The sequence below is a fragment of the Nostoc sp. DedQUE04 genome (genome assembly GCF_034530995.1).
Classification (GTDB): Bacteria; Cyanobacteriota; Cyanobacteriia; order Cyanobacteriales; family Nostocaceae; genus Nostoc.
Map to the genome: position 1 here is coordinate 47,796 of NZ_JAVRCA010000039.1, position 25,430 is coordinate 73,225.

Below are 25,430 nucleotides of genomic sequence, written 5' to 3' on the forward strand. Positions count from 1 at the left end.
CCCCAGTTCTCAACCCCAAATAAGCGTACATGAAAAATTTTTCAAGGGTCTTGACCCAACAAAAAACCACCCAAAGAAGCGGGTGGCGATAATAGTTTTTTGGGCGATCGGGATTAGTTATTAAGCCGTCGGTTTTTTGAAAAGCGACTTAGTTCCATCGCTGCTTCTTCCAGGTGCTTGACTGTCAAATCAGGACTTGGCTGCTGGCGATCCACCCAACCTGCTAATGCTTCTAACAGGTCTTGAAACGAGTAGCCCTCTTGATGCAGCAGTTCAATCAAATCTTCCATAAAATTGATTAGCCCTTCTCGCCTGGAATCCCGTAGGGCAGTGCGGATTGAGATTTTTTGTTCTGAGTCAATCATCATGCTTGTTGTACCTCTTCTAGTTGTTTGGCTAAAGCAGTTACTTTAGAGGCGTGAAACTCAATCTCAGCTTGGATTTTTTCTTCTAACTCTTGGGCTGTTAACGGTTTAATATCTTTCTCTATGAAGATTTCGGCAGTCTCGCACAGTTCGTTTCTTAACACTCGGTAAACCCAGCCTTTGCCCAGTTCATAAGCAATTTGCGTTCCAGGGGGATGATATTCTACCCCAGTGATTTGACCTTGCTTAACTCGTTGCCCAAAATAATATTTTGGTGGCGTCCAATCGCTAGGGATGCGAATTGATAAATCCTGCTTGTAGTTATTCATGCTTGTTCAACCTCCTTCAATTGTTCCGACAAGGCTTTGATGTTGCTCTCCATAGTTTGGATAAAAGCCTTTTTGCTTTCAATTTCCTCTTGCAACTCAACGCACGTAAGCGGTTGGAGGTTTTCTTCTCTGAAGCTTTCTATGTCATCTTCTTGGTCGCCACAAAGCAAGAAATAAGTCCAATATTCACCAAAAACACTTGCTCTTTTCGTTCCTGGCGGGTGATATTCCATAGCAACAATCTCCCCTTGCTGCATTAGTTGACCCAAATGGTATTTGGGCACTGACCAATGACTTGGAAAACGAATGCAGGATTTTTGGGCAATAATTTCTGGCGTATCTTCTGGCATGGCGTTACCTCGTTTTTGATTGCAGCCATTGCAGGCTAGGCGTAAGTTTTTAATCTTGTTGCTTCCGCCCAAAGAGAGCGGAATGTAGTGGTCAATGGTCAGTGTTTCAGGTGTCAGGGTGTGCCCACACCTGAAACATTTCATTTTGTATTTGGCAATTAGGTGTGGGCGCTTACGGTCTTTTTGGTGGTGTCCAAGGCATTTATGAAGGCGCAAGCTAGTCGGACTATCCATTTCTATTCCTCACATCTGCGCTTTTCTTGCAGATAAGCAAGCTTGAACAAGGAAACAAGCCGCGTCTGTACTTTTGTTGTTGACAAAGGCATAATTTGCCAAACCATCCAGCAACTCGTCAAAACTGAAGCCTTGTTTTTCAAGTGAGGTGACAATTTCAACCGTAATGCTGCATACGAAATCGTGTCTATGCTCGGTGGTTGCTATGTTGAGGGCTTCGGTTAGTTGGTTCATGCTTATCTCCTCCCACTACTGCGACATGGGTGTTCGTAAGTGCAGTCGTCGTTGTCGGCCTGCGCTTTCAAGGTGAAAGAATGCATGAGAAATAGAGCCGCAGTTGCAGCCAGAAGACAAGTTTTTAGTTTCATAAAATTCTTTGTTAGTAAAAAACTTTGGTGGAACTAGGCTAAAGCCTCAGTAGGGCTAGGCTGTTGTACATGGCTCATCCACTGCTTGATTGCCTTTAATTCATCAGCACCTTGGGCGATCGCGGTGATTACGTGCTTTTGGTAAGAGTTAGTGGCATGATTCGGATGGTCGATTTTATCAGCAGCCCAATCCAAACACATTTTTTTGACAAGTTCATCAACCAAGCTGACCTCAAGCTGGCTAGGGCGCTCAACATCCTGGAAATGCAACCACTCTTTAACTAAATCCAGTGGGTAATCAAGCAGTGTACGAATCTGCTTTACGCGCAGGTCTTGGGGGTGAACTGTTTGGACTACGGTCAGTGGTGGTTGGTCAGCAATTGAAATATCAACTGTGTTGCCTTCTTCATCGACTTGACAATCCAACTCCTCTGGTGTGTAAGTCACACTTCCAGCAAATATGTCAGGACATTCGCCCACAATCTCTTGTAGCGTTTGTCAGCAACTTGAACGTCTGCACCAATTTGGGTATAGATAACTTTCAGTTCAAAGAGTGACTTGGCTTGAAGCTGTTCAACTGTGTACAATTGATGCATGATAAATCTCCTTTGCGGGGGGTTTTCACAAAAGGCGATCGCTTGTCCTGAGAAAACGTGGCGGTCGCTTTTTGCTGTCTGTATCTAATGTATTGTTTTTACGATACAATGTCAAGCACCATAAGGTACAATACACTCAATACCTTGCAATACAGATTCGACGCGAATAAATTAAAGGTATGCAGTATTAAAAAAACTATGACGACAAAAAGACAAAGAACTTTTATTTCGATTGAGATAGACCCCGAAACCAAAGAGGCTTTTAGCAAAAAATTGGGGCAAGAGGGTAAAACAGTTACTGGCGCTCTTAAACAGTTCATCGAAGATTACCTGAGTAAGGAGGAGTCTATCTCTTCACCGCAGAAATTATCAGAGGTTATCAAGCGATTAGAAACGGTCGAGAAAAAAGTAGGTATTGAAAATGCCCAACTGCTGGGGGAATCAGCCGCCTGAGAGAGGAAAACGAATCTCTCAGGCAGACATACAACCATCTACTAGAGCTACTCAGCAAACAAAAACCCGCTTCTCATGAGGCGGGTTAAATGTTTTTTAGGGGCATATAGCCTTTTACAATACTTGTAACGTATAATCAATACAAAGTTACTGGATATGAGAATAGGAGGTATGGCAGTGCAAAATAAAATCAAAAAATTTGGGGATGGATGTTAGTTCAGTTATCACAGAAAAAAACACCAATGGGTCATCGTCTAGTAGCTCTGGCAAGTCAGCCAAGACTAGCGCTCAGGTAATCACATACAAAACTGAAAACATTTGCTAAGACAGCTCATCAACCATGAGTGTCGTCTGATGTTTAACCTGCTTTTACTGCTAAATCTTACTTCGCTTATCGGCTTTGTGGTTGGGTTAATTAACCCAAAATTGGTACTTCGCGGTGACAACCGTACTCGGCGTAAAAGCTCTGAGGTTTATCTTTCTGTGTTTGTGCTTTCGTTTATTGGAACGGGTATTTTTGCTCCCAAGCCTGAGCCAGCAGTGGTAGTTGTGCCAGTGAAAAAGCTGAAAACTTCGTCAGCGATCACTTCACCAACTCCTTCTCTTAACGCTTCTGTACAGGAAATAAAACCCCTGCCTACACCCACGCCATCAGCAACACCTACACCAACTGAGCCAGTCGAAATCGAACCGCCGCATGAAGAGTCAAATACAACGCCTCATTCTGACGGTTCTTACACCAAAAAAACAGTTGAAACTCGCAGGTTTCAAAACCCTGACAAATCAACTTATCTGCTGATTAAAAAGACTGAGAAAAACGTAGAGCGAGGCAAAATTACGACTTTGGTTATAACTCAAGTTCAGATTCAAGATTCACAACCGAGGACAACGGAGGTAGTAGCCACAACACAAACAGACCAGGGAACGCAAATTGAAACCGAGAAAATAGCTGAAAACGGTGTTATCGACAAACAGCAAACTAGCAATGACAACATCCCGGCTGAAGTGTGGGACAGCTTCAAGATTGCAGAGGAAAAACCAACACAGTCGGAAGATGTCACGCAGAATTCGGTAAACATTCCCACAGGTGCTAAGTGCGAAGATTTCGCCACCCAAGAAGAAGCTCAAGCAGCCTTATCAGCCAACCCACAACTGGATAGAGACGGCGACGGGACAGCCTGTGACTCACTCGTTTCTGGAGGTGGTGGATCATACGTCCAATCTGGGGGTAGTGGTTCGTACCACCATACGGATCGGCGACGCAGGAAAAGATGAAAAATTAAACCCAAGAGCGTTGTTTTCGAGGCAGTCACTCTTGGGACGTTCACGAGCCATTTAGCTAATGAATACACAAAACTTTAACACCCCTGCATACTGCACGGGGAAAATTTTCACGCGCACAAAACCCCTGCTAGGGGAGATAAAACCATGAAACAAGAATTTACGCTTGAACTTGCTCAACAGTTGCATGACAGCAACCAGATTGTAGATTTTGAATGGGCTTGGCAAGTACTTGGGTATAGCCGGAAAGACAGCGCCAAAAGAACACTAGTTAGTTACTTTGAACGAGATTTAGATTATTTTGTACAACCTCCAGAGGAATCGCCAGAAGCCTTACCACATGATATTTTCCACATTGAGGTGGAAAATTCAAAGCTGGGTAGACCCGCAGAAAAAATCTATTTGACAGTCGAATGCTTCAAAGAGATGGGGATGCTTGCTAAGAGTGAAGAGGGTAAGCAGATCCGCAAATACTTTCTGACTTGTGAGGCGATCGCAAAGCAATCAGTAAAAGCAATTCCACAGTTACTAGAAAAATTTGAGCAGCAAAATCGGGTAATTGAGGAACAGGGTAGAGCGATCGCCGAGCTTCAATCCCAAATACAAAACCTACTACCGATATCATCTGACTTCATGCCGCCGGGGTGGGACGCGGATGTATGGGAGAAGTTACCGCCGCAAGACAAACGGCATTTCAAATATTTGTACCGCTCGCGCGGTTTTTGTCCTGGCAACGAAGCTAAGGTAAAACTTTTACCAGATGCAAACAGGGCATCACAACGGGCTGAGATTGAGCATCTGATGAACGATGTGCCAGAAGAAGAAAAACAGTTAATAGAGACGGCCAAGCGATTTGCATTGCAAAGATTTTGTGCAGAGACATAGCTCGCGCTGCCACTCCGTTTTTTGTCAATTCAACAGCAAATAATATGACTAATTTAAAAATTGTTCAACCGAGCGATCGCAAACGCACCAAAGCGCACGCCATCATTGCTACTGAAGACCTAGTTTGGGCTATGAAACAAAAGCCTTCAGTTAACCAACTATGGCTAGAATGCTGGGCATCAGACCCTTACGGCTCTCGTTGGATGTCGCTTACTACTGCCCTTAGCAACAGTGCCTTTCGTGCTGCAAGAAAAGTCATCCAAGAACAAAATTTGTTTTTATTCATGCCTAAGAAATCTGTCAAAGATGGCAGACAAACCGAACATTGGATGACCATAAACTTACATGGTTCACGCCGAAAATCCTACTGGGAACAGCCCGTTGGGTACGGAAAATTTCTCAAAAGCGAATACTGGCTACGTGTTCGCCAAGAAGTATTTAAAAGAGATGAATTTAAATGTCAACACGTGATGCAACAGAGAGCTTGCAAGTACATCATCTAACTTACGAAAATCACGGAAAAGAGCATGAACATTTAGAGGATTTAATCACTCTATGCGATGACTGCCACAAAAAACAACACAGCTTGGTGGTGAACAATGATAAAGACTAAAACTAAGCCAGTTGTAAACAAGACGACACCGCGCGATCAAGGCAGTAAGGCGCGTACTCTTCCCCACATGACAATTCCAATGGCTGATCTTGACTGGGCATTAAATCAATCTCCGACAGTGCTACGCCTTTTCACAGAATGCTGGAAATCAGATCCGTATGGTTCTCGCTGGATGCCACTCACCACCACTCTACGCGATCGCAATTTAAGAGGTGCAAAGAAAATTCTCAGAGATGCTGGTCTGTTTGATTTTAAGACAGAAACCAGAGTGCTAGAAGGTAAACAGCATTACGAGACTATGGTGATTAACCTTCATGGTTCAAGGACTGTTTACTGGAAACAAGGTGATAATTTTCCAGCCGAGGGTGGCAGTGACAATGCCAACTTGGGCAATGATAATACCGCAACTGGAATTGATAACACCCCTATCGGCACTGAAGAAGCCGAGGGCGGCAATGACAGTGCCGGGGAAAGCCTTGAAACTATTGCTAGTCTTGAACTCCAAAACCTCTCAGGAACTTTTCAAGAACACCTCAAGAACTCTTCAAAAGAGTTCTTGAGGTGTGACTCTGACTCGCATTGCACGAATTTAGGTGAGGATGAGACGGCTCACGCACCCTTGGGGGGTGCGTCGCCTCCACCCTTGAAAAGCGTGTCAGAGTCAGAAGAGTTACCGCAGGTAACGGACTGCACGACGCTGACGCTAGTAGATGATGCATCAAGTCAATCCACTTCGCTGTCAGCAGAAAACCAAAATTCTGGTGATGAACACAAAGACCTTCATGAAGACACTTCTTCCGCCCCGGCTGCTGTGCCGCCTTTACAAAATCTTACAAACACCGAGATATTAAATATTCTAGATGCTGCAAACTTTGGAGTTTGCCCATCCATTGAAGCGATCGCAATCGTGCTAAAAACACCTCATGCGCGGTCACTCATGGGTGCAATTAACAACAATCCGCAGTGGGATATCAAGCTATCAGATTACTCTACAGTGCCGCAAGATTCAAAATTGCGCGCATTGCGACTCAATCGACTTAAATCCTATGCGGCAAGAGGGGAATGTCCACCTGACAAATTTGTGCTTGAATGCCTTAGTGACCCAGTGTTGAAAATTCAACTCTCAAGAATGGGATTGCAAAAACTTTGCTAAATATTCTCATGCAAAAAGATGATTCCTGAATTGAAAGCGGTGAGCGCGTAGTAAAATTTGCTCACCTCCGTCAAATGGAATATGGCTTTAGATTTCTCTGGTCAAAATCTCCGAGGACGCAACTTCAAAGGACACAACCTTGCGGGTGCAAACTTTATTTATGCCGATATTCGAGGGGCAAACTTTAGCGGTGCTAATTTAACAGGTGCAAACTTCAACCATGCCAAAGCTGGGCTGCAACGACGTTGGGCAATTGCTTTAGTTATTGTCTCATTCTTCTTGTCGGTACTGTCAGGATTTTTATCGGCCTTTAATGGTTACTTGGTATCGCTGATATTTAGCTCATCCAGTAATAGTAAGCTTGCGGGCTGGTTTGCTTTAATCACATTGATTGCCTTTTTCTTCATCATAATTCGCCAAGGAATAATAGCTGGTTTAGGAGCCGTCACCGTCGCCTTCGTCGTCGCCATCTTCGTCGTCGCCGCCGCAGTCGCTAGCGCAGACGGAGCCTCAGCCGCAGCCGCAGCCGCAGCCGTAGCCGGAGCCTTCGCCGCAGCCTCAACCGGAGCCGCAGCTGGAGCCGGAGCCGCAGCCGTAGCCGGAGCCGCATCTGGAGCCTTCGCCGCAACCGCAGCCGTAGCCGGAGCCGGAGCCTTCGACGCAGCCTTCGCCGAAGCCGGAGCCTTCACCAAAGCCGCAGCCTTCGCCGTCGCCGTTGCTGGAACGTTATTTAGTATCTACATCAGCTGGCGAGCTATGAAAGGAGATCAAAAGCACTCCTTGATTCGTAATATCGCGATTGCCTTTGCTGCAATAGGAGGTACAAGTTTTCGTTACACTGACTTAACAGGTGCTGATTTCTCCCAAGCTACACTCAAAAGTACAGATTTCCGCAACACTATTCTTATCTGTAGCTGTTGGCATCAGGCGAAAATGCTAGACCGTGTTCGTCCTGGCTCGACTTATCTACAAAACACACAAATACGTCAACTGCTGGTTACTGGACTTGGACAGGACAAAAACTTTGACCGTGAAAACCTGCAAGGTATCAACTTACAAGCAGCAAATTTAGCAGATGCTAGCTTTATTGGCGCTGATTTAAGTGAAGCCAATTTGCAAGATGCCGATTTGTCAAGAGCAAAGCTGAAGCAAACGCAACTAGACGGCACAGATTTAACAGGTGCAACACTCACTGGAGCTTTCATTGAAGATTGGGGGATTACAAATACAACTAAATTAAATGGGGTGAGGTGTGAATATGTCTTCATGCGCGTCCCTACCAAAGAAAACCCTGTACCCCTTCGCAAACCTGATAATGAAGAAGAGAAATTTAAGGACGGCGACTTTGCCGACTTTATCAAGCCAATTTTTGACACACTCGACCTTTACCATAATCAAGGCGTTGACCCTCGCGCTGTTGCGATCGCCTTTAAAAATCTTGCCCAAAACCATCCCGAAGCCGAGTTAGAAATCGCGGCAATGGAGAAACGCGGCGATGATAAAATCTTGCTCAGAGCCAAAACCGCCGCAGATAGCGATAAATCTCAACTCAGTGCAGAATATTTTGATGACTATAATCGACTCAAAGCTTTATCGCAGAGTCAGCAATTATTGCTGGTAGAAAAAGATAGTTTTATTAGTCAGTTAGTAACTACGATTCAAGTTGGACTTGGACAGTCTAAATATCATATACAAGGAAATCCTACCATGTCTGATATTAGCGGCATCAGTATTCAAGGTAGCAGTAATGTTAGCGGTATCGCTGGTAATAGTTCTGTTGCTAATCTAGGAACCATTAGCGGTAATGTGAGTATTGCTCTCAATCAGTTACCTGATGCACCAGATACCGAAAAACCGGGAATCAAAGAACTGTTGACGCAGTTACAAGAAGCAATTTCACAGTCGGCAGATTTGCCCGAAACAGACAAAGCTGATGCATTAATACAAATACAAGCTTTAGCCGAAGCTAGTAAAAATCCCCAAGAATCGACTAAGCAAAAAACGGCAAAAAATGCAGTCACCATGTTGAAAGGGATATTTTCTGGCTTACCTGCTGTTGCCTCGTTGGTAGAAGCGGCTAATAAGCTATTGCCTGCGATTTCTAAATTATTCGGTTTAGGATAATTTAACGTGAGTTCGATATCTCCGATTGTGACCAATACGGTTCGATTAACATCCCCCGCCCCCATGACTTGACCTGTTGGATCATAGAGGGTTTCTCATTTCAAGAATTGTTAGAGGCGCTCGCAGGCTGGGGTTTAGGAATTTTGGCTCTATACTTATAGCTCCCAAAATCGCTGCAAGAATCATCGACAAAGATGAAAAATTTTCATGACCTCGAATAGGGCGATCGCTCTTCAAGCGCATAGGTATGCTCACGAGCGCGATTGCACCTAACCACAGAGATGAAAAATTTTGGCAAACAAGATAGGTTTTTGTGTTGTTGCTGCATCACTGCTGCCAATCCCCAAAAAATATTTTATAAACTCACACACTTATATCTTTGTATAGTACTATAAAAGTGTCGAGTTGAGTTTTGGTATGGGTAAAGAAGAAGGTGTAAAGCTTTCAGCCCTTGAAGAAGACATTCTAACCCTTATGGGGACTCAAAAAATGTATGGTCTTGAAATGCTGGATGGACTGAACGAAAACAGACCAATCCCGATTGGATTCGGCAGCTTATACCCCACCTTAAACAGACTTGAAAAAAAGGGATTAATCTCTTGGAAGTGGGGTGATGAGCAAGACCAAACAGGGGGAGCAAGGCGCAAGTACTACATAGTCACGGGTATGGGGTCTAATGTACTTAGAGAAGTTCAAGAATACCGTAGACTGTTAGCTTTCCGTGCCCAACAAGGCCCACTTACGCCACAAGGGGGTTAGTAGATGCGAATATTTGACATCATTAATCACCTAGCGCTGAAGTATTTGCTGGTGCTGGGGCTGGTGCTAGGGCTGGGACTGGGACTGGTGCTAGGGCTGGGACTGGGACTGGTGCCTTGGCTAGGGCTGGTGCTGGTGCTGGGGCTGATGCTGTTGCTGGGGCTGGGGCTGGTGCTGGGGATGGCGGAGGGGCTGGGGATGGCGGTGGAGCTGGCGGAGGACCTGGCGGTGGAGATGGCAAAGAAGCTGGCAAAGGAGGTGGGGCAGGAGGAGAATTATAACAAAATAACGGTGCTGACGCGGGCGCTGATGCTGGTGCTGGGGCTGGTGCTGGGGATGGCGCTGGCACTGGGGCTGGCGGAGGGGGTGGAGATGGTGATAGGGGTGGTGCTGATGCTGATGCTGGGGCTGATGCTGATGCTGGGGCTGGGGCTGATGCTGGGGCTGGTGCTGGTGCTGGGGCTGGGGCTGAGGCAGAAGCGGGTGTGGCGAAAGATTTCAAAAAAAGGTCAGCAGTCCTGGTTGCATAAGGTGCTTCCTGAAGACTGGTACGCTGATCTAGCAGAATTACGTCATAAATGGCGCAAGCAAGGGCGACATAAGCTTTGGATCAGACTTATGACACATATTCACTTACTGGATATGCTTAAGGCTTACATTCAAATAAAGATAGAGAATGCCAAGTTTTTCAAAATAGTTTTTCGTGGAAAAAACTGACATATAAAACTTGTCTGGTGTTTTTCAGGCTCTCAGATAAAGTACCTCGTTTGAAAACAAAACCCCCAGTATTAAATGCTGACTGGGGGACAAATCCAATTATTTTCTTCTTCCATTATGAATCACGAAATCACTAGTAATGCTTTGACTGTAGAGATTACAAACCAAGCCAGATGGCTGTTTTTCATCGCACTTTTAGGAATTACTGCTTGCATAGCCATTTCCTGTGTGGGTGCTACAGCCCTACTTTTAGGTAAAACATCGATTGGAATATTTACTACAACTGCAAGTACAGTTTCTACACTGCCATTTATGCGTATGGTCAAAACTGCTCATGGTTGGCTAAACACAGCTAGAAAACAGCTTCAGTCTCAATAATCTGTTTGTTAAGACAACATTGCTTGCTGAAAAATTTTTCACACACCCCAGGCTTTACAACCTCTTCGATACCCAGCAGCCACTCTTTATTGGGTGGTTGCTGGGTGATTTTGTTTTAGTAGTTGAAAGCAAAGCGCTCTTACCAGCACTCGTTTAATCTGTGTCTTTCATTTCAGTCAAAGTCTTGTCAAGCCTGTCGTTGGCTTCTTTAGCAAACTGAATGCATCGCACGCTGGCGGTCATTCCCCCAACGGCGGTAAACGTTCCTTCTGTAACTTTGCCTGACAACAGCAATCCGGCTCCTATAACGCCAATGCAAGCAGATAAACCCGTGGCAGTCAGGGCAAGATTAAAGCTATAGCGTGCTTGACGTAGGCGCTCTTGGGCAATGTAAAATTCGACTGGCTTATGGCTCATAGATTTTGTTTGTTGTGTGTTTTGCTTCACACTTCCAATATCGAGCCAAACGCCTGTAATCTTGACTAGACAACGATTGTGTTGTAAATGACTTGTGATTTCTCTATGATTGTTTGATGCTTTAGTTTTGATTGCCCAAGCGATTTAAATACCCATTATCAGACTATGGAAGACCCAAGCCCTGGCAGAAAAAAGAAGAAAATAACGATCGCTGCATCTCTAGAATGTATTGAGATGGCTAAAAAAGCCTTGATTAGGCTAGGGTTTGAGTCAGTAAGCAATTTTGCAAAGTCTAAACTGATATCTCGTAGTACAGTGACAAAATTTTTTCTAGGTCAGCCAATTCAGCTTGATTCCTTTAAAAGGATATGTGAGGCACTGAAGTTGGATTGGAGAGAAATTGCAGGGTTAACAGAAAAAGCACAGCCAAAGCAGTCACCAACTAGTAGTTACAGTAACCCTGACAGTGATGAGGTAGTAGAGCAAGTGCAACTACAACACCGTAAAGTAACTGTAATTGATAAACAAAGTAAAAAAATTAAAGCAGTTATCACCTTAGAAGGTGATGCAGATTCAGTGCAAAATTGGAACATGATTCAATCTGTTCTACGAGAATATTCAGGTGACACTATAGAAATTACTGATATCAAAGAAGGCAGCATCAAATTATTTGTCGAAGGTTCTCCAGAGGATATTGAGCAGCTTGTGTCTTGTATCAAATCAGGAGAGCTAAAAGAAGTAACAGGTTTTCCTGCTGAAGATGTTCAAATTTTGAGCGAAAGTTCAGATGATGATGAAAGTACTGAGTCTGAGGAGAAATGGCGTTTAGTACAGGAGATTGTTAGTCAGCCAGTTAAAGGTCGAAAGTTGAGCGGTGCCGACTTGAGCGATGCCGACCTGAGCGATACTGACCTGAGCGATACTGACCTGAGCGATACTGACCTGAGCGATACTGACCTGAGCAGTGCTGACCTGAGCAGTGCTGACCTGAGCAGTGCTGATCTCATCCATGCCAAGCTGATTTTTGCCAACCTCAGCGGTGCTAACCTCAGCAATGCTAACCTGATTGGTGCCAACCTCAGCGGTGCCAACCTGAGCGGTGCCAACCTCAGCGATGCCGACCTTAGCGCTCCCTGGTTCAGCAATGCCGACCTCAGCGATGCCGACCTCAGCGATGCCAACCTCAGCGGTGCCAACCTCAGCGGTGCCAACCTCAGCAATGCCAACCTCAGCAATGCCAACCTCAACAGTGCCAACTTTAAAGGTGCCGACCTCAGCGGTGCCAACTTCAGCGGTACCGACCTCAACAGTTTCGACCTAAACCATGCCAGACTGAGAAACGCCAATCTGAGCAGCACTACTCTAAGTCGTGCCAATCTGAGCGGTGCCGATCTGAATGGTGCTGACTTAAGAAATGCAAATCTGAGTGGTGCCGATCTGAACGATACCGACTTAAGAAATGCAAATCTGAGTGGTGCCGATCTGAATAATGCTAATGTTGTAGATGCTTTATTTGGTGGTAATACAGGACTCACAGATTATATGAGACGTGACCTAGAGCAGCGAGGGGCAATTTTTGGCGATCGCCCCCCAGTTCGGAGTCCAAGATAAGAAACGTCCTGAAAAATTTTTCACAAAGGAAGGGCGATCGCTCTTCAAGAAACTGAAATTATCCACAAGTTATCCACATAACAGAGGTAATAATTTTGTGAGGGCGATCACTCTTTCTCAAACAAAAACACCACTGTGTCGAGTGGTGTTTGAAGTGAATGTGGACAGATGATGAGGATATCAAGATTGACTAAGGTGGTAAATCCTGTGGTTTAATCTCCCAATCCTGTTTCTTGATTCTCTCGGTTGCAAGCCGTGCCAGCTTTTCTGAGACTTTCCTAAAAACATTTTTGTTCGTGTAACTAGGAGATGGCTCAATTTGCGCGTGAGATGGATTGTCGTCTGTTGGTCTTGGACAGACATCAATTTTGTAATCAAAAACTGGCTTGCCTTTTGGATCGTTTTGAGAAACATTTATCATCCGAATTTCGCCAGCAATTAAACTCACTACACCATCGCCTGGGTTTTTCTGGGTACATTGCGGGTCATAATCACGAAGCTTTGCTCTGTCAACAGAAGGAGCGTGATTTCTATCTGTAAACGCTTGTGAGCTAAGTTCTAACCCAGATTCTCTAATGTGATAGTAGTGTCCTGATCCACAAAAAATGCACCGATACAATAGCTCATCATCTGTAACGACATCGCTCACTGCAAACCTCTATGAAACTAACCATTTCCAGAGATCCGTAAGTTCCGCAGGTGATGAAGCCGTGCCGTCTTCCATTTCATTGTCAATGTCAGTCCCCCAAACTTTGATGCATTCTGCGGTATTTTCCAGAATATAAACAGTTAACTTTTTGGTTCCGTGCCACCACTCAAAAACTATTTCTGAGTCCAAACTCAGATTTACCAGTGGTTCATCCCACCACATTTGGTCAGCAGCAACAACCGTGCGTAGTTGCTTCAACCATTCTATGGTGTATTTATAAGTTTCATTGTCAGATCCTAGTTCAGCAATTCTTTTGTGAGTTTTGTGAGCTGGTGAATAGCTCCAGCTTGAAAGTTCCAGGACTGCATAATTATCAGATTGCTCAGAGATAGCTTTGACCCTTTGAACTGAAGAAGCAGCTATCTTAGACCGATATTTCCAACTCCCCACGGTTGATGTTCTGTCTGTCGCAAGAATAACAAGATTGGATTTTTGCCCAGCCGATACACTTTGCAAGCCTTCTGCTGATTGAGAAAGCGGAAGTTGGGTTAATTTGCCACGTATCTGAGATAGCGCTGTTGTCTCTGACTTGTGACGATCGTCCTTTATGTAATAGGCAGCTTTACTTGACATCGAATAACTCCCTTGTGCGATCGGTAATCAAACTCTCAAAGACTTGTCCTTCTCTACTCTTTAATTCATGTAAATTAGAAAGTACTTCCTCAAAAGATAGAGGCTTTTCTACCCAGGCTTGAGAAATGTCCAAATCAAGTATAAATACAACTTCTCCAGGTTGCGGTTCGGAATCCGATAAGGTTATTGCTAGTTTAGCTGGAATATCTTCATAAATTAATTCAGCTTGCGTCACAAATTCTGAGATGTGACTTGGAAGGTCATCCGGTAACTGAGGATATATATTGACATAATCACTAAGGTCAATTGCCTGATCGGGAGATGAAATAACTATTCGATTTATGTAGCGAAGAGAAATACGGGTTATGCCAACAGGTTTAGCAACTTCTAAATACAATTGAAGTGCCTGCTCGATTCTCTTACTAAATTCATCCCAGCCTTCATAAGGACGAAGGCTATGGATGCTCAGTAGATTGGGCCCAACGCCTACTAATTTTGTGCCATCGGCGGAAGGAAACAAAAACTTGGGCAAGTCTTGTGTTAGCGTAACTTCAGGGCTTACAACCTGCATCCGCGAAAATTTAAATTCCGTTGCTATTGAGTTTTGTTCGCTTGGCTCACCTGTGTATAAATCTCTTGCTTTTTCATAGAACAAACCTGGCACTGTAAAATTCCACGCTTGTCCGGGAGCAAAGCGAAGCTCACAGACTGCCTCTTCTATTGGTGGATTACTATACTGACGGCGTGTCATAAATTACCCAACTGCGGCATAACCTCACGTTTTTAGCAAGCTACAAATTTAAGACGAAAAATAACGATTCCCGCTTACTAATCTTAAGATATCTAAGTCTGGCAAAGCTGAAAAGTTTTTCATAACCTCATACTCCCGCAGCCATTACCTGACCTCGTGAAAAATCGTTCATCAACTTCGCTGCATCGTCTACAGGGTTGGCAGTGGAGACAGAGAGACTTCGCGGTGTGTTGGCAAGTTGGAGGATGCGATCGCGCGACTCGCCCTTCTTAAAATTCTGCTCGTTCCTTGAGACTCAGCTAGCATTATTCAATTGTTGAAATTCTTGTATAAATACACAAATAAAACCATATCACTGATACCAATGTGGTTTTACCTCGGCTAGTCGCTCAATTGAGGCTTTACTTCGACTACGCTCAGTAACCATTAACTCTTGGATTAGTTTCAGCGTGGGTTTAATTATTCCCACAGCTACTATCCCTGAATGAAACTTGAGCGATTTAATTTGAGTCAATCGTAAAATATGTTACCTGGAATTGTCAAGCTATGCCTTTGGGGTTGGGAATATAAGGGATAAGAGAAAAACGCAGTCCCCTTAATCTTGTGCCTCTACCTCCTGCCAGCCTTTGATAGCGCCAACAATAAAAGCACCTGCTGGGTTGTCAATAGCTTTCTCAAAAGCAGCCAAGCCGCCTGACTTGACAGCATTGATTACTCGTTCTTTCAATAATGGATTGCTTTCAATGCGGTTTATGGCTTCTGCTGCTACAACCATTTGCTGTGATGTAGTAGTAGTAGGGTAAGTCTGCTCTAATTGCTTGAGCAAAGCCTGAATTTCTGCCGCCGCTTGGGCTAAATTCTGTCTTTCTGCTTCGTTGATCGTTCCAGCGACTTTTGCCCCTGACTTGATTTCACCGCCACTCATGTGACCAATGCCAAGGCTTCCACTCTGTTCATAATAGTTGCCACTTGTGTTGATATTGCGATCGCTAGTCATACTTACACTTCCACCCGTAATCACAATACCTTGATTATGCAAGTTTTCTATAGAACCCATTTGACATCTTTTACTATCTTGAAGTACGGTTACCGCAAAAGCCGTATCTAGCAGCTACGCCGTACTCTAGCAGCCTAACAGACCAAGAGTGGGAGATCCTTGAACCCCTACTGCCGACTATATTGCCGCCTAAGAAGCAGACTAGACCCTCCAATTGGACAAAAAGAGAACTCTTGGATGGCATCTTCTATCAACTCAAGAATGGCTGTAATTGGGAAGACTTGCCCAAGAACTTGCCCCCCCTACTCAACCGTATATTGGCATTACAAGCAGTGGTGGGCATCTGGAGCGATCGACAAACTGATGGATATTTTACATTCTAAAGTGCGTGAGCAAGTAAAAAAAAAGCCAAACGGACGACGTTGATCGTAATCGACTCGCAAGCCGTGAAAAACACTTGTAAAGAAGAGTGTTGAATCGAAAAGATATTGTTTCTACAAATCAACGAATGAGATTAAGAGGCATCTAGCCGTTGATACGTTGGGGTTTCCCTTCTTTACTCAATGCACCAAAGCAAATGTATCTGACGATCTGGGTTTGCTTGACATGTTGACTCAAAACATTGATTATTTCAAGTCTAAACCTGTCAATATTCCCAAGACCACCATACTACTAGACCACGGTTATCACCCTGAATATCTCAAGGAGAAGTTAGAAGAAATTTATCCTCATATCATGACGAAAATTAAGTTTGAACTTTCAGTAAAACCATCGAAACAAGAGAAGTCAGCACAAGGGAAATCCGGATTTGTTCCGGTTGCTGCAAGGTGGGTGATTGAGCGGTCAAATGCTTGGATGGAGAGATACAAAATCCTCGTCAAAAACTTTGAGAGGACTTTAGCTAATGCAACTGCCAAAGTCAATCTTTGTTTTATCAGACTGATGCTGAAAAGGCTTGCAGCCGCTTCTTAGATGTCAAATGGATTCTATAAGTTTAGACTTTCTAAGTTTTTGAGATATTTCAGGAGTCAAACGGTAAAATTTCTGTTGAGTTTTGGAACTGTTTTGAGTCATAATGCACCTAGTATTTGAAATCATCACAACCACCTCTGTCTGCCAGGACAGGGGTAAATTTTTATAACCACTAAATTTCTGACAATACTGGCTATTCTTCCTGAAAATGCTAGGGAATGGTATGTATCGCACCTAGTTGGTGCAAAACCCACAACCAATTTGTGATCGCTGATTGTTCAAGCACCGCCAGAAGAACAAGCAGAAATCTTGCACTTAATTACAGATTTATTTGGTAGAAATCAGAAAGCCGAAAGTAATCTAGACACAGTAGAGTTAGCTGTAGGATAACTACTTTCAGCACATCTCCTCCCCAGGTTTCACTTGGGAGGCTTAACAGTCAACGGTGGCGGTGGTGGTAAAGTACCCGTAGGCAATGACTGCAACGCTGATAAAGCTGGAGCTACTTTTTGCTCTGGAGTACGGCGGTCATAAATCTGGTGCTGCATCTTTTGACCGTGGGCCATCAGTTCTGCCAACGCAGCTAGCACCGAGTCTGATGTTCCAGAAAGTTTGAGATATGTCACAATCGAATCTCTTACCATGTGAGGAGTGAAAGCTTTTCCCGTCAGACGATATATTCGTTTCCGAAAATAGTTGTATAAAGAGCCATCTGTTAGCGGTTTTCCATTCAATTGGGTAAATACATAGGGGTGGTTTGGATTGAAAACCCCTCGCCATTTTGATAACCATTCTGACAATAAGGGATATAAACTTGGTGGGAGTTCTACAATTCGTTTCTGTCCATTTTTACAATAAGTATCTCCTGTTTTAAAATCCTCTGCTGTATGTTCAACAAACCATTTCTCGTCGCGATTTATTAAAGTTCTTCCTAACTCTAACTGTTGTATAGTTCTGGATCTATCTGGGAAGGCACTCAAAAACATACAAATTAAAGCGACTTGATGACTTTGAGCGATAGCCCGTAAAGAGCGTTGCTTACCGTATTTATCTTTTGGAGCGCATTCTTCTTGCAAACGCTGTACACAAGCTTTAAATGTTAACCAATCAAGCCATTTTTTGGATTCATCAGCGCAACGTGGTGTGACATTGACTCTTGCCATGATTTCGCACTCTAATTGCCGCAACTCTTCAATTATTGGTATATCCTTATATCCAACACGTTTGTTAGCTACTTGTTCACGAGATTGAGATTTAGATTCCTTGTGATACAAGTATTTAGCAACAGCAACTAATGATTCCACCACTTTTAATTCGGTATTAGGGGAAGCTCCACGAGTTTCCCTGAGCCATTGTAAATGTTCATCAACAAAATCCATAATATAATCGATAGCTTCTTCATCTCGCTGTCCATTTTCAGATAAACAGCTATCAGGAACAAGTATTTTTAAACTTAATTGGTTTAGAGGTATATCCTGATAACGGAATAACCATCCTAATAAACGTTTACTGTTGTTAACATGAGCGATAGCGCTCCGCTTTCTTAAAGGAGCATCTTGACGTTTCCGATTGCCTACAATTGCTGTCTGAAAATTTAGAAAATTCTCGAATTCTTGTTTTAATACATCTGAGATTTCGTGTTCTTTTAATCCATAAGCATAGTTAGGGCAACTAGATGTAAGCTTTTTATCTGTAACCCGGAAATGATCGCCAACTCGACCTCTTTTTTGACAGATGGGAGGGCAATATTTTGCAGCATCTGTTTTGGCAGCTATTTTCCACCAAGATTGACTACTGCACTAAGAGAGCATCTTTTTTAGATGCATTCGGTAATTTCGGGCACTTGCACTTCCTGCTACACCTAAAGAAACAAAAACTTCACTCTGGTATCCCATTACATTAGGCATCTCCGATATCGGCACCTGTTTCATGAAATCCAATCCAGCGTTAACCTCCTCTTGAGTCAGTTTCTTCCCTTTTGCTAAGGGCAATCCCAATTTAGGCAGCATAAAACGAACTATAGCGGTACGAATTCCTGCTGTCCTGTCTTGCTTGCTGGGGATCTGGGTTAATTTAAGATATTCACAATAAGGTTGATAAACATCATACACAGTTTCTGGGATTGAGTTCATTTGAATCACTCCAACTTCAATTTTTAACTTCAATTAATTACGTCAACTAAATAGCAGTTATTCGATGCAAATAGGATAAATATTTGCTGTTATATAAATGAGCAATTATTAATTTAATCAACTGCATTCATCTCGAACCCACTAAAGCATTTTATCAAATATTTTTCCTTGTTTATGACATCTTAACATAAGTTTCATGGCACAAAATTTACCCTTTTTGCTGTCATTTTTTTGAATTAAAACACTTAAAATTCCTGTAATTAACACTAAATTAACATTTATCTTTTTTCCCCTGTCATAAATATTTGTCACAAGTATTTATGACGCTTCAATCCTCAATCAATTTGGTCAAATTGAGGATTTTTGTTCACTTAAAAAACAAACCGGGGACTCATGTCCCCGGCTTGGGTTGATATTTAATTCTGGCTTTTTTGTTTTAATTTCTTCTCTAACAAGTATATCTATAGAACCAGTCGAAATGCAAGGCTAACTTCAAAAAAAGCGTAAACTTTTATTAGAGATGCCTATATTTTTTGGCGATGGCTATGCCCGCCGTTGGCATCGCACTTTATCGATAGCAAGTTTGTGATTACCCATCCAGTGGCTTCACAGCCTGGGCAAAGTAGCCGTTTCAAATGCTCTGTTTCGAGTGGTTGTTTCCCATCCCAGCCGTCGGTCGGGGGGAACTACAAAAACGCGATCGCTTCATGAAGATTCCTTCCCAGAGCAAAAAATAAATTATCCCAAAGAATTAATTCATGGGGATTTCATTAATAATGATAATCATTATTAATTAGGAATATTTTATTTTTTGGAAGTCCCTCAGAAGTTTTTTGTATGGAAGCTAGGGTAATATGATTACCCTAAGACTCCTCTACATAGCGCGAAAACAACTCCCAAATCTTTAATCCCAAGCCGTGAGCCAGCTTCTCGACATTTTCGAGTGTTGGGCTACGTTCGGCACGCTCTATAAGCGATATATATGTCCGATCAAGATTACTGATTTGAGCCAACTGTTCTTGGGTTAAGTCGAGTTCGCGCCGTCGCCGACGCACGGCTTTAGCAAATCGAGTTTTAATGTCTTGGCTGTCGTTTAATTGGATCACGACACGATCATCAGTCAGTGCTGACAAAGCGTCTACGGACAAAACGTCGCTATTTGCAGACAAAACGTCTAAAATAAGAATATTCTCAATAAACGAGTCAGTATATTACCAAATAAGTCTCTGAGGAAAGAACAAAAAGAAAACCGTCTGTGATGTCTGCACAGGATAATCAAAAAGCCAAATTACTGTGAGTAGTTACTCAGGATTTTGTGTTTTACATAAAAGTTGATGCTCTAATTGGAGAAATTATGGAAGAAAAGTATTTATCACCAAAAGAAGAATTAGAATGCAGTAGAACAATAGCTTCTCTAATTAAACGCAATAAGGAATTAGAATATTTCCTCTGGTATTTAAAGTTCAAAGTTTTTAAAACCGATAAAAGAAAGTCTCGTCAACATGGCTCTTTCTCTCAAGTTTGTACTAAGTTATATCAAGATAAAAATATTTCTTTAGCTCCAAGTACCTGCTATGAAATTGCATGGGCTTATGAAGAAAAAAGGCTGATTACCGAAGTAATACAAATAGATATATCTCATGTAAACCTTTCGGTACATGCACGACTACAGTTAAGAAAAGAGACAAATATAGAAATTAAAACAAAAATAATTCAAACTGCCTTATCAGATTGTATTGGCAAAAAAAGTATCACCCAAAAAGATATAATAAATGCCAAAAATAAAATTTTTCAATACTTAAAGGAGAAAGAAAAATTGCTGTCGATATCAAATAATCAAACAACTGAAATTGGAATTGCAAAAACGTATGCAGTTGGTGTAGATAGTGGTGTAAGTCCTTGTACGAATGAGGTTATTAACAATCAAGGGGTTCCGTTCTATCCCAATAAACCAATTTATACTTGGCAGGGGATGCGGTTTCGCTCAAAAGCCGAAGTTCAAATAGCAAAAGCTCTTGACCGTGTTGGTGTCCTCTTCATGCCCAATTGTTTAGCCCGTCTTACTGATCCAAGAAAAACTGATAGCAGAAGGAACATGGAAGCAGATTTTTTCGTTTTTTATGAAGGCAAATGGGGCATTCTTGAAGTGGATGGCCCTTCTCACAAACCAGAAAGCCGAGTAAATGAGCAGGAGCGAGACCGCCTTTTCCAGCATAATGGAATAGCAATAATTCAACGTTTTATTAATTCCAGGTGTGAGCGGCATCCAGATGATGTTGTTAGGGAATTTTTGCAAATAATTAAGAAGATAGGTTAATGTAGCAATCCGAATTGAAACTTGAGAAAATGCGTAGGCAGAAAGTACGTATTTATAAGTATTTCAGCGATTTTATTTATTGTCCCTGAACTTTATCCTGCATTAGGTTTATTGACATTTAGTGCTTTTCTCTTAGCGCTGAAACGCAAACAGCAATCAGTGTTAGCAATACGGGGTATTGCAACCAAAAGCCTTCATATATCTTAATGACAATTGAAGTAATAAACCATTCGCTTTAAAGTGCGATCGCGGAATTCGAGGAATTAACAAAAGGGTAGGTCAAAGGGTGGTATGAGCCATCCTTTTTTACTTATAAGAATTTGGCTTACCAGAGCAGCACTTCTAATAACCTAGATTCTCATAAGTAATTTATGTTACTAAATATTTTTATAGCGGCGCTCTCACCCAGGATATGAATTTGGAAGACTTTGAGGCTCTTATTACACGTAATAGCCCTAACGTGTAGTGCTGCATGAATTATGAGCCTTAACAATCAGCTAACTAAAGATTTTCTTCATTAAATTGCGTAATTTAGCCCAGAAACAATGTAGTAATAGTAGAATATGATGCCACGCTGAAGAGGTAGTAGATGGAGCCATTAACTGCTAGTCCGATCGCGCTTTTAACTTGATTTTAAATAAATTATTTGAAAAAATAGGCAAAATTATTGTTGTAAGAGCATTTGCTCATTCTCCACAATTCATTACGCGCTGCCAGAACTGATAAGCGATCGCTGTTAAATCTAGAATTAGAGGTGGTTCTAATGTCTGATGAAAACCTAATAGGGCTTGCAGAATTAATTCAACAGGTAAAGCGAGAATTGCTCACTACCTACCTGAATGATGAAACTCCCAGTCATGACACAGATATTCCTGTGTTTAGTGTTGATTCTGTAGAGTTGGAGCTACAGGTAACATTAAAGAAGGAAGGAAAGGGGGGAGTCAAAATTTATGTTCTCGAATTGGGAGGCGGAAGTAGCCGAGATGATGTACAGAAGGTGAAATTAACTTTATCACCGTTGCTCAAAAAAGAACAGTTATTAGGAATTTACAAGAAGTTATATCCAGAACGCTGGCAGGAATTTTTAGAGACAAGTGTAGAAGCTCTGACAAAAGGCAATGAAGGAAATTTAAGCGACCAGTTCTAAGCCAAACTGAGGAGGTAGTCTTTTGGAAACTTTTGAATTATACCTGTCACCTATAGATGCCAAGCGATTTAAGGCAATAGTGACCAAATCTCCTGGAGGTGAAGGAGAAACAGAAACATCATTACCTTTCTTTGAAGATGAGACTGACTGGCGGACAACCCTAATCAAAACCCTTGAGACTACTGCCTTTAATACAAAAAATTTTCAACAAGATTCTGAGCAGGATTTAATGGTTAAGTTTGGTATTCTGCATGAGGATCTGAGTGCTTTTCATCCTAACTATTTAGCCAATATAGGAAAAAAATTGTACCAGGTACTGTTTCCATCAGGCAGTAAGCTTGAGAAGGCATTACTTGCAGCACAAGGAATAACAGAAAGGAAAAATAATACTCAACTGCATATTCAGCTGAAGTTTGAAGCAGATGTAGTGCAACGATCGCGTTTGGCAGATTACCCTTGGGAACTGCTTCATGATGGCCAAAAATTTTTACTCCATCACCAAGTCATAATTTCCCGCTACATTGCCCATGAAACAGTCCCCCCTAACTTAAGTGCCGTTGAGAAGGTAAATGTTTTGCTGGTATCATCGGCTGCCTTTGACCCAGAGCAGGGGCTAAAAAGATTGAGTAAAAAGGAACAGCAAGCAATACGTGATGGATTACAAACAGCTAGCGAAGCAGGACTTATTTGCCTTGCAGAACTAGAGTATCCCACTGTTAATGAGTTGCGAGCTTATTTAACCGAGCATCAGGGTGAAGATGCTCCTCATGTACTGCATTTTGATGGACATGGGTTGTTCGGCAAGCGGTGTCCCAATCAGCAGTGCCGATTCATTCATCAGGGAATAAAAGTGGAGCGATGCTGCAAGTGCAATACTCAATTGCTAGATCCGCAGGGATACTTATTATTTGAGAATGAAGAAGGCAAACCAGATTACCTAAGTGCAGTAGAACTGGGAACTTTGCTGCGGCAGTCTAACTTTAGTGATGATAGCAATACAAATAGCGGGGTAGCATTAGTTGTATTAAGTGCTTGCCAATCGGCAATGGCAGTAGCAGGAGATTCAGTATTCAACGGCACAGCACAAAATTTGATTAGCCACCGAATTCCGGCAGTGGTAGCCATGCAATACTCAGTTGGTGTCGAGGCTGCTACTAAATTTGCCGAGCAGTTTTATCGGTCTTTAGGAAAGAAAAATTCCCTAGCAGTTGCTATTAGCCAAGGGCGAGAGGCAATGGGGACAGAAGGTAATCAGTGGTATCGCCCTGTACTGTACCTACGCTGGCGAGATAATGAAGGGGGACAACTATTTGCTATCCCAAAATTTGCTACTCGTATTGGCGTTCCCTTTCAAGCACCGCCCCTGCCAACTTCTTATGTAGACCGACCAGAGTATAGTCAGGATTTAAAGACTCGCCTGCTTACAAAGTCATCATCAAATATTACAACTTTAGTCATTACTGCCATTCACGGCTTAGGTTCTGTCGGCAAATCGACCTTAGCTGCTGCTTTAGCACATGACAAAGAAATACAAACTCACTTTTATGATGGTATTCTCTGGGCAACATTAGGTCAGCAGCCTAATATTTTATCCCTGCTTAGTGGCTGGCTACAGGCATTGGGGGACTACAACTTTAAAGCCACTAGCACAGAAGCAGCTTCCAATCAACTGCGTACACTGTTGCATGATAAAGCCGTGTTGCTAGTAGTAGACGATGCTTGGAATACAAAGGATGCAGAACCATTTAATGTTGGTGGAGTGCGTTGTCAAGTTTTGGTAACAACCCGCGAAGCAGAAATCGCCCAAGTTCTCGGAGCCAGCAAATATTCTCTGGATGTGATGCAGCCATCCCAAGCGATGGAACTGCTGACTAAGAAATTAGGACGTAATCTCACTGACATAGAAACTCAGTCGGCTGAAGTTTTAGCAAAAGAGCTTGGTTATTTGCCTTTGGCATTGGAACTAGCGGCTGCCCAAGTTGCTGATGGTATTTCTTGGACAGTTCTTGTGCAGGATATGCAGCAAGAGGTAGCCCGCTTAAAAACAATCAACTATAAAGCAGACACAGATAAAAAAGATGAACAAATTTTAAAAAAACTCAGTTTAACTGCATCATTAAATTTGAGCGTGCAGCGATTGTCAGATGATAGCCGAGAAAATTTCATCTGGTTGGGAATATTACCGGAGGATGTAACTATTACTGGGCAAATGGCTGTAACGCTGTGGAATATGGATGATGCGCGGGATGCAGCCGATGAGTTGGGCTACTTATACTCTAAAGCACTGTTATTGTCTGGTGTCCCTTTGGTAGATGGAACACCAACCTATCGTTTACATGACTTATTCCATGATTTAGCACGCAATCTATTAACTTCTCCGCCAACACCTAAGCGTCGAGGTGATTTACCAGGACTAGGTATAACTCTTGCTCATGCTCATGCCACTTTATTAGAGAGATACCGACAAACAACTCAAGATGGTTTGTGGCATACACTGCCCAATGACGGTTATATCCATCAGCATCTAGTTTGGCATTTAGAGAAGGCTGGAGAGATAGAAGAAATTCACTCCTTATTGCAGGAAGACTCAGAAAACGGAGGTAATGGTTGGTATGAGGCGTGCGATCACTTGGGACAAACTGCCAATTTTGTCACTGATGTTGCTCGTGCTTGGCAATTGGCAGAAAACTCCAAGAGTGAAACAACTTTACCTGAAGTTATTGGGTGGCAGTGCCGCTATGCTTTGATTATTGCATCCCTTAATAGTTTGGCAGCTAATTTACCAGCTCAACTGTTGATTGCGTTAGTTCAAAAAAATGTCTGGACTCCTGAGCAAGGACTCGCTTACGTACTACAAAGCTCGAACCCACAAAATAAAGCCTACTTGCTTACACAGCTAGTCAATCATTTGCCACCAAACCTAAAAGAATTAGGACTCTTGAAAGCACTGGCTGCTGCTAGGGAGATTCAGGATGAGTATTATCGCGCCTCTGCCCTAAGTAGTTTGGCACAGACATTGCCAGAATTATTACCAGAGGCTCTGGCTGCTGCTAGGGAGATTCAAGATGAGTATTCTCGCGCCTATGCCCTAAGTAGTTTGGCTGATAAATTGCCGCCTGAGTTGTTAAGTGAGGCTCTGGCTGTTGCTAGGGAGATTCAGGATGAGTATTCTCGCGCCTCTGCCCTAAGTAGTTTGGCA

At 42.8% G+C, this 25,430-nt stretch carries 30 protein-coding genes; 16 read left to right on the plus strand and 14 right to left on the minus strand.

Features of this window, described 5'->3' with window-relative positions:
• Positions 1-113: 113 nt before the first annotated feature.
• The 6 genes from RM049_RS23725 to RM049_RS23750 form a co-directional block, all read right to left on the minus strand.
• On the minus strand, positions 114-368 hold the full coding sequence (locus RM049_RS23725) for a hypothetical protein (RefSeq protein ID WP_322705908.1): 255 nt from the start codon (positions 366-368) through the stop codon (positions 114-116).
• Positions 365-694: a hypothetical protein gene (locus tag RM049_RS23730; RefSeq protein ID WP_322705909.1), complete on the minus strand. Its 330-nt coding sequence runs from the start codon at positions 692-694 to the stop codon at positions 365-367. Before RM049_RS23730 ends, RM049_RS23725 begins: the two co-directional genes overlap by 4 nt.
• A complete protein-coding gene (locus RM049_RS23735; protein WP_322705910.1) occupies positions 691-1,278 on the minus strand; it encodes an HNH endonuclease in 588 nt (195 codons plus the stop codon). The genes RM049_RS23730 and RM049_RS23735 overlap by 4 nt, the downstream gene beginning before the upstream one ends.
• Positions 1,279-1,287: 9 nt before the next feature.
• Positions 1,288-1,512: a hypothetical protein gene (locus RM049_RS23740; protein ID WP_322705911.1), complete on the minus strand. Its 225-nt coding sequence runs from the start codon at positions 1,510-1,512 to the stop codon at positions 1,288-1,290.
• A 167-nt stretch (positions 1,513-1,679) separates the two neighbouring features.
• The gene (locus tag RM049_RS23745; RefSeq protein ID WP_322705912.1) at positions 1,680-2,093 is read right to left on the minus strand and encodes a hypothetical protein; all 414 of its coding nucleotides are present in this window, start codon (positions 2,091-2,093) and stop codon (positions 1,680-1,682) included.
• A complete protein-coding gene (locus RM049_RS23750) occupies positions 2,090-2,242 on the minus strand; it encodes a hypothetical protein (protein WP_322705913.1) in 153 nt (50 codons plus the stop codon). Before RM049_RS23750 ends, RM049_RS23745 begins: the two co-directional genes overlap by 4 nt.
• Positions 2,243-2,440: 198 nt before the next feature.
• Here RM049_RS23750 and RM049_RS23755 point away from each other — a divergent pair, with 198 nt between their 5' ends.
• The 10 genes from RM049_RS23755 to RM049_RS23795 all read left to right on the plus strand — a co-directional run bounded on the left by RM049_RS23755 (position 2,441) and on the right by RM049_RS23795 (position 10,605).
• Positions 2,441-2,695, plus strand: a complete 255-nt coding sequence (locus RM049_RS23755; protein WP_322705914.1) for a hypothetical protein — start codon at positions 2,441-2,443, stop codon at positions 2,693-2,695.
• A 354-nt stretch (positions 2,696-3,049) separates the two neighbouring features.
• A complete protein-coding gene (locus RM049_RS23760) occupies positions 3,050-3,970 on the plus strand; it encodes an excalibur calcium-binding domain-containing protein (RefSeq protein WP_322705915.1) in 921 nt (306 codons plus the stop codon).
• A gap of 153 nt (positions 3,971-4,123) precedes the next feature.
• A complete protein-coding gene (locus tag RM049_RS23765; RefSeq protein WP_322705916.1) occupies positions 4,124-4,861 on the plus strand; it encodes a hypothetical protein in 738 nt (245 codons plus the stop codon).
• Between the two features lie 44 nt (positions 4,862-4,905).
• The gene (locus tag RM049_RS23770) at positions 4,906-5,364 is read left to right on the plus strand and encodes a hypothetical protein (RefSeq protein ID WP_322705917.1); all 459 of its coding nucleotides are present in this window, start codon (positions 4,906-4,908) and stop codon (positions 5,362-5,364) included.
• Positions 5,319-5,474: an HNH endonuclease gene (locus tag RM049_RS39375; RefSeq protein WP_416212660.1), complete on the plus strand. Its 156-nt coding sequence runs from the start codon at positions 5,319-5,321 to the stop codon at positions 5,472-5,474. The genes RM049_RS23770 and RM049_RS39375 overlap by 46 nt, the downstream gene beginning before the upstream one ends.
• Positions 5,461-6,627 (plus strand): hypothetical protein, encoded by a 1,167-nt coding sequence (locus RM049_RS23775; protein WP_322705918.1) that lies wholly within the window; start codon positions 5,461-5,463, stop codon positions 6,625-6,627. Before RM049_RS39375 ends, RM049_RS23775 begins: the two co-directional genes overlap by 14 nt.
• An 81-nt stretch (positions 6,628-6,708) precedes the next feature.
• Positions 6,709-8,751, plus strand: a complete 2,043-nt coding sequence (locus RM049_RS23780) for a pentapeptide repeat-containing protein (RefSeq protein WP_322705919.1) — start codon at positions 6,709-6,711, stop codon at positions 8,749-8,751.
• Positions 8,752-9,168: 417 nt separating this feature from the next.
• Positions 9,169-9,510, plus strand: a complete 342-nt coding sequence (locus RM049_RS23785) for a PadR family transcriptional regulator (RefSeq protein ID WP_322705920.1) — start codon at positions 9,169-9,171, stop codon at positions 9,508-9,510.
• A gap of 3 nt (positions 9,511-9,513) precedes the next feature.
• Positions 9,514-10,227, plus strand: coding sequence for a hypothetical protein (locus RM049_RS23790; protein WP_322705921.1), 714 nt, complete (start codon positions 9,514-9,516; stop codon positions 10,225-10,227).
• Positions 10,228-10,344: 117 nt separating this feature from the next.
• A complete protein-coding gene (locus RM049_RS23795) occupies positions 10,345-10,605 on the plus strand; it encodes a TRADD-N-associated membrane domain-containing protein (RefSeq protein WP_322705922.1) in 261 nt (86 codons plus the stop codon).
• A gap of 153 nt (positions 10,606-10,758) precedes the next feature.
• Here RM049_RS23795 and RM049_RS23800 read toward each other — a convergent pair whose 3' ends face one another.
• Positions 10,759-11,022, minus strand: a complete 264-nt coding sequence (locus tag RM049_RS23800) for a TRADD-N-associated membrane domain-containing protein (RefSeq protein ID WP_322705923.1) — start codon at positions 11,020-11,022, stop codon at positions 10,759-10,761.
• A gap of 165 nt (positions 11,023-11,187) precedes the next feature.
• Between RM049_RS23800 and RM049_RS23805 the strand changes: the two genes are divergently transcribed.
• Positions 11,188-12,633: a pentapeptide repeat-containing protein gene (locus RM049_RS23805; RefSeq protein WP_322705924.1), complete on the plus strand. Its 1,446-nt coding sequence runs from the start codon at positions 11,188-11,190 to the stop codon at positions 12,631-12,633.
• 190 nt (positions 12,634-12,823) lie between these two features.
• Here RM049_RS23805 and RM049_RS23810 read toward each other — a convergent pair whose 3' ends face one another.
• The 4 genes from RM049_RS23810 to RM049_RS23825 all read right to left on the minus strand — a co-directional run bounded on the left by RM049_RS23810 (position 12,824) and on the right by RM049_RS23825 (position 15,723).
• Positions 12,824-13,282, minus strand: coding sequence for a hypothetical protein (locus RM049_RS23810; RefSeq protein ID WP_322705925.1), 459 nt, complete (start codon positions 13,280-13,282; stop codon positions 12,824-12,826).
• 9 nt (positions 13,283-13,291) lie between these two features.
• Complete coding sequence (locus RM049_RS23815) at positions 13,292-13,915, minus strand: hypothetical protein (protein WP_322705926.1); 624 nt, start codon at positions 13,913-13,915, stop codon at positions 13,292-13,294.
• A complete protein-coding gene (locus RM049_RS23820) occupies positions 13,905-14,666 on the minus strand; it encodes a TIGR04255 family protein (RefSeq protein ID WP_322705927.1) in 762 nt (253 codons plus the stop codon). Before RM049_RS23820 ends, RM049_RS23815 begins: the two co-directional genes overlap by 11 nt.
• A gap of 595 nt (positions 14,667-15,261) precedes the next feature.
• The gene (locus tag RM049_RS23825) at positions 15,262-15,723 is read right to left on the minus strand and encodes a hypothetical protein (RefSeq protein WP_322705928.1); all 462 of its coding nucleotides are present in this window, start codon (positions 15,721-15,723) and stop codon (positions 15,262-15,264) included.
• Between the two features lie 122 nt (positions 15,724-15,845).
• Between RM049_RS23825 and RM049_RS23830 the strand changes: the two genes are divergently transcribed.
• Entirely contained in the window at positions 15,846-16,046 is a 201-nt protein-coding gene (locus RM049_RS23830) for a transposase (RefSeq protein ID WP_322705929.1), read from the plus strand.
• Between the two features lie 157 nt (positions 16,047-16,203).
• Positions 16,204-16,635 (plus strand): transposase, encoded by a 432-nt coding sequence (locus RM049_RS23835; RefSeq protein WP_322705930.1) that lies wholly within the window; start codon positions 16,204-16,206, stop codon positions 16,633-16,635.
• A gap of 419 nt (positions 16,636-17,054) precedes the next feature.
• Here the strand turns inward: RM049_RS23835 and RM049_RS23840 are convergent, their stop codons facing one another.
• The 3 genes from RM049_RS23840 to RM049_RS23850 all read right to left on the minus strand — a co-directional run bounded on the left by RM049_RS23840 (position 17,055) and on the right by RM049_RS23850 (position 19,936).
• Entirely contained in the window at positions 17,055-18,014 is a 960-nt protein-coding gene (locus RM049_RS23840; protein WP_322705931.1) for a site-specific integrase, read from the minus strand.
• 420 nt (positions 18,015-18,434) lie between these two features.
• On the minus strand, positions 18,435-18,767 hold the full coding sequence (locus RM049_RS23845) for a hypothetical protein (RefSeq protein ID WP_322705932.1): 333 nt from the start codon (positions 18,765-18,767) through the stop codon (positions 18,435-18,437).
• 863 nt (positions 18,768-19,630) lie between these two features.
• Complete coding sequence (locus RM049_RS23850) at positions 19,631-19,936, minus strand: helix-turn-helix transcriptional regulator (RefSeq protein ID WP_322705933.1); 306 nt, start codon at positions 19,934-19,936, stop codon at positions 19,631-19,633.
• Positions 19,937-20,121: 185 nt separating this feature from the next.
• Here RM049_RS23850 and RM049_RS23855 point away from each other — a divergent pair, with 185 nt between their 5' ends.
• The 3 genes from RM049_RS23855 to RM049_RS23865 form a co-directional block, all read left to right on the plus strand.
• On the plus strand, positions 20,122-21,084 hold the full coding sequence (locus tag RM049_RS23855) for a hypothetical protein (protein WP_322705934.1): 963 nt from the start codon (positions 20,122-20,124) through the stop codon (positions 21,082-21,084).
• A gap of 763 nt (positions 21,085-21,847) precedes the next feature.
• Positions 21,848-22,231 carry a trypco2 family protein gene (locus tag RM049_RS23860; protein ID WP_322705935.1) on the plus strand — a complete coding sequence of 128 codons (384 nt, stop codon included), beginning with the start codon at positions 21,848-21,850 and terminating at the stop codon, positions 22,229-22,231.
• 22 nt (positions 22,232-22,253) lie between these two features.
• The coding region (locus RM049_RS23865) for an NB-ARC domain-containing protein (protein ID WP_322705936.1) at positions 22,254-25,430 on the plus strand (3,177 nt) is incomplete at its 3' end.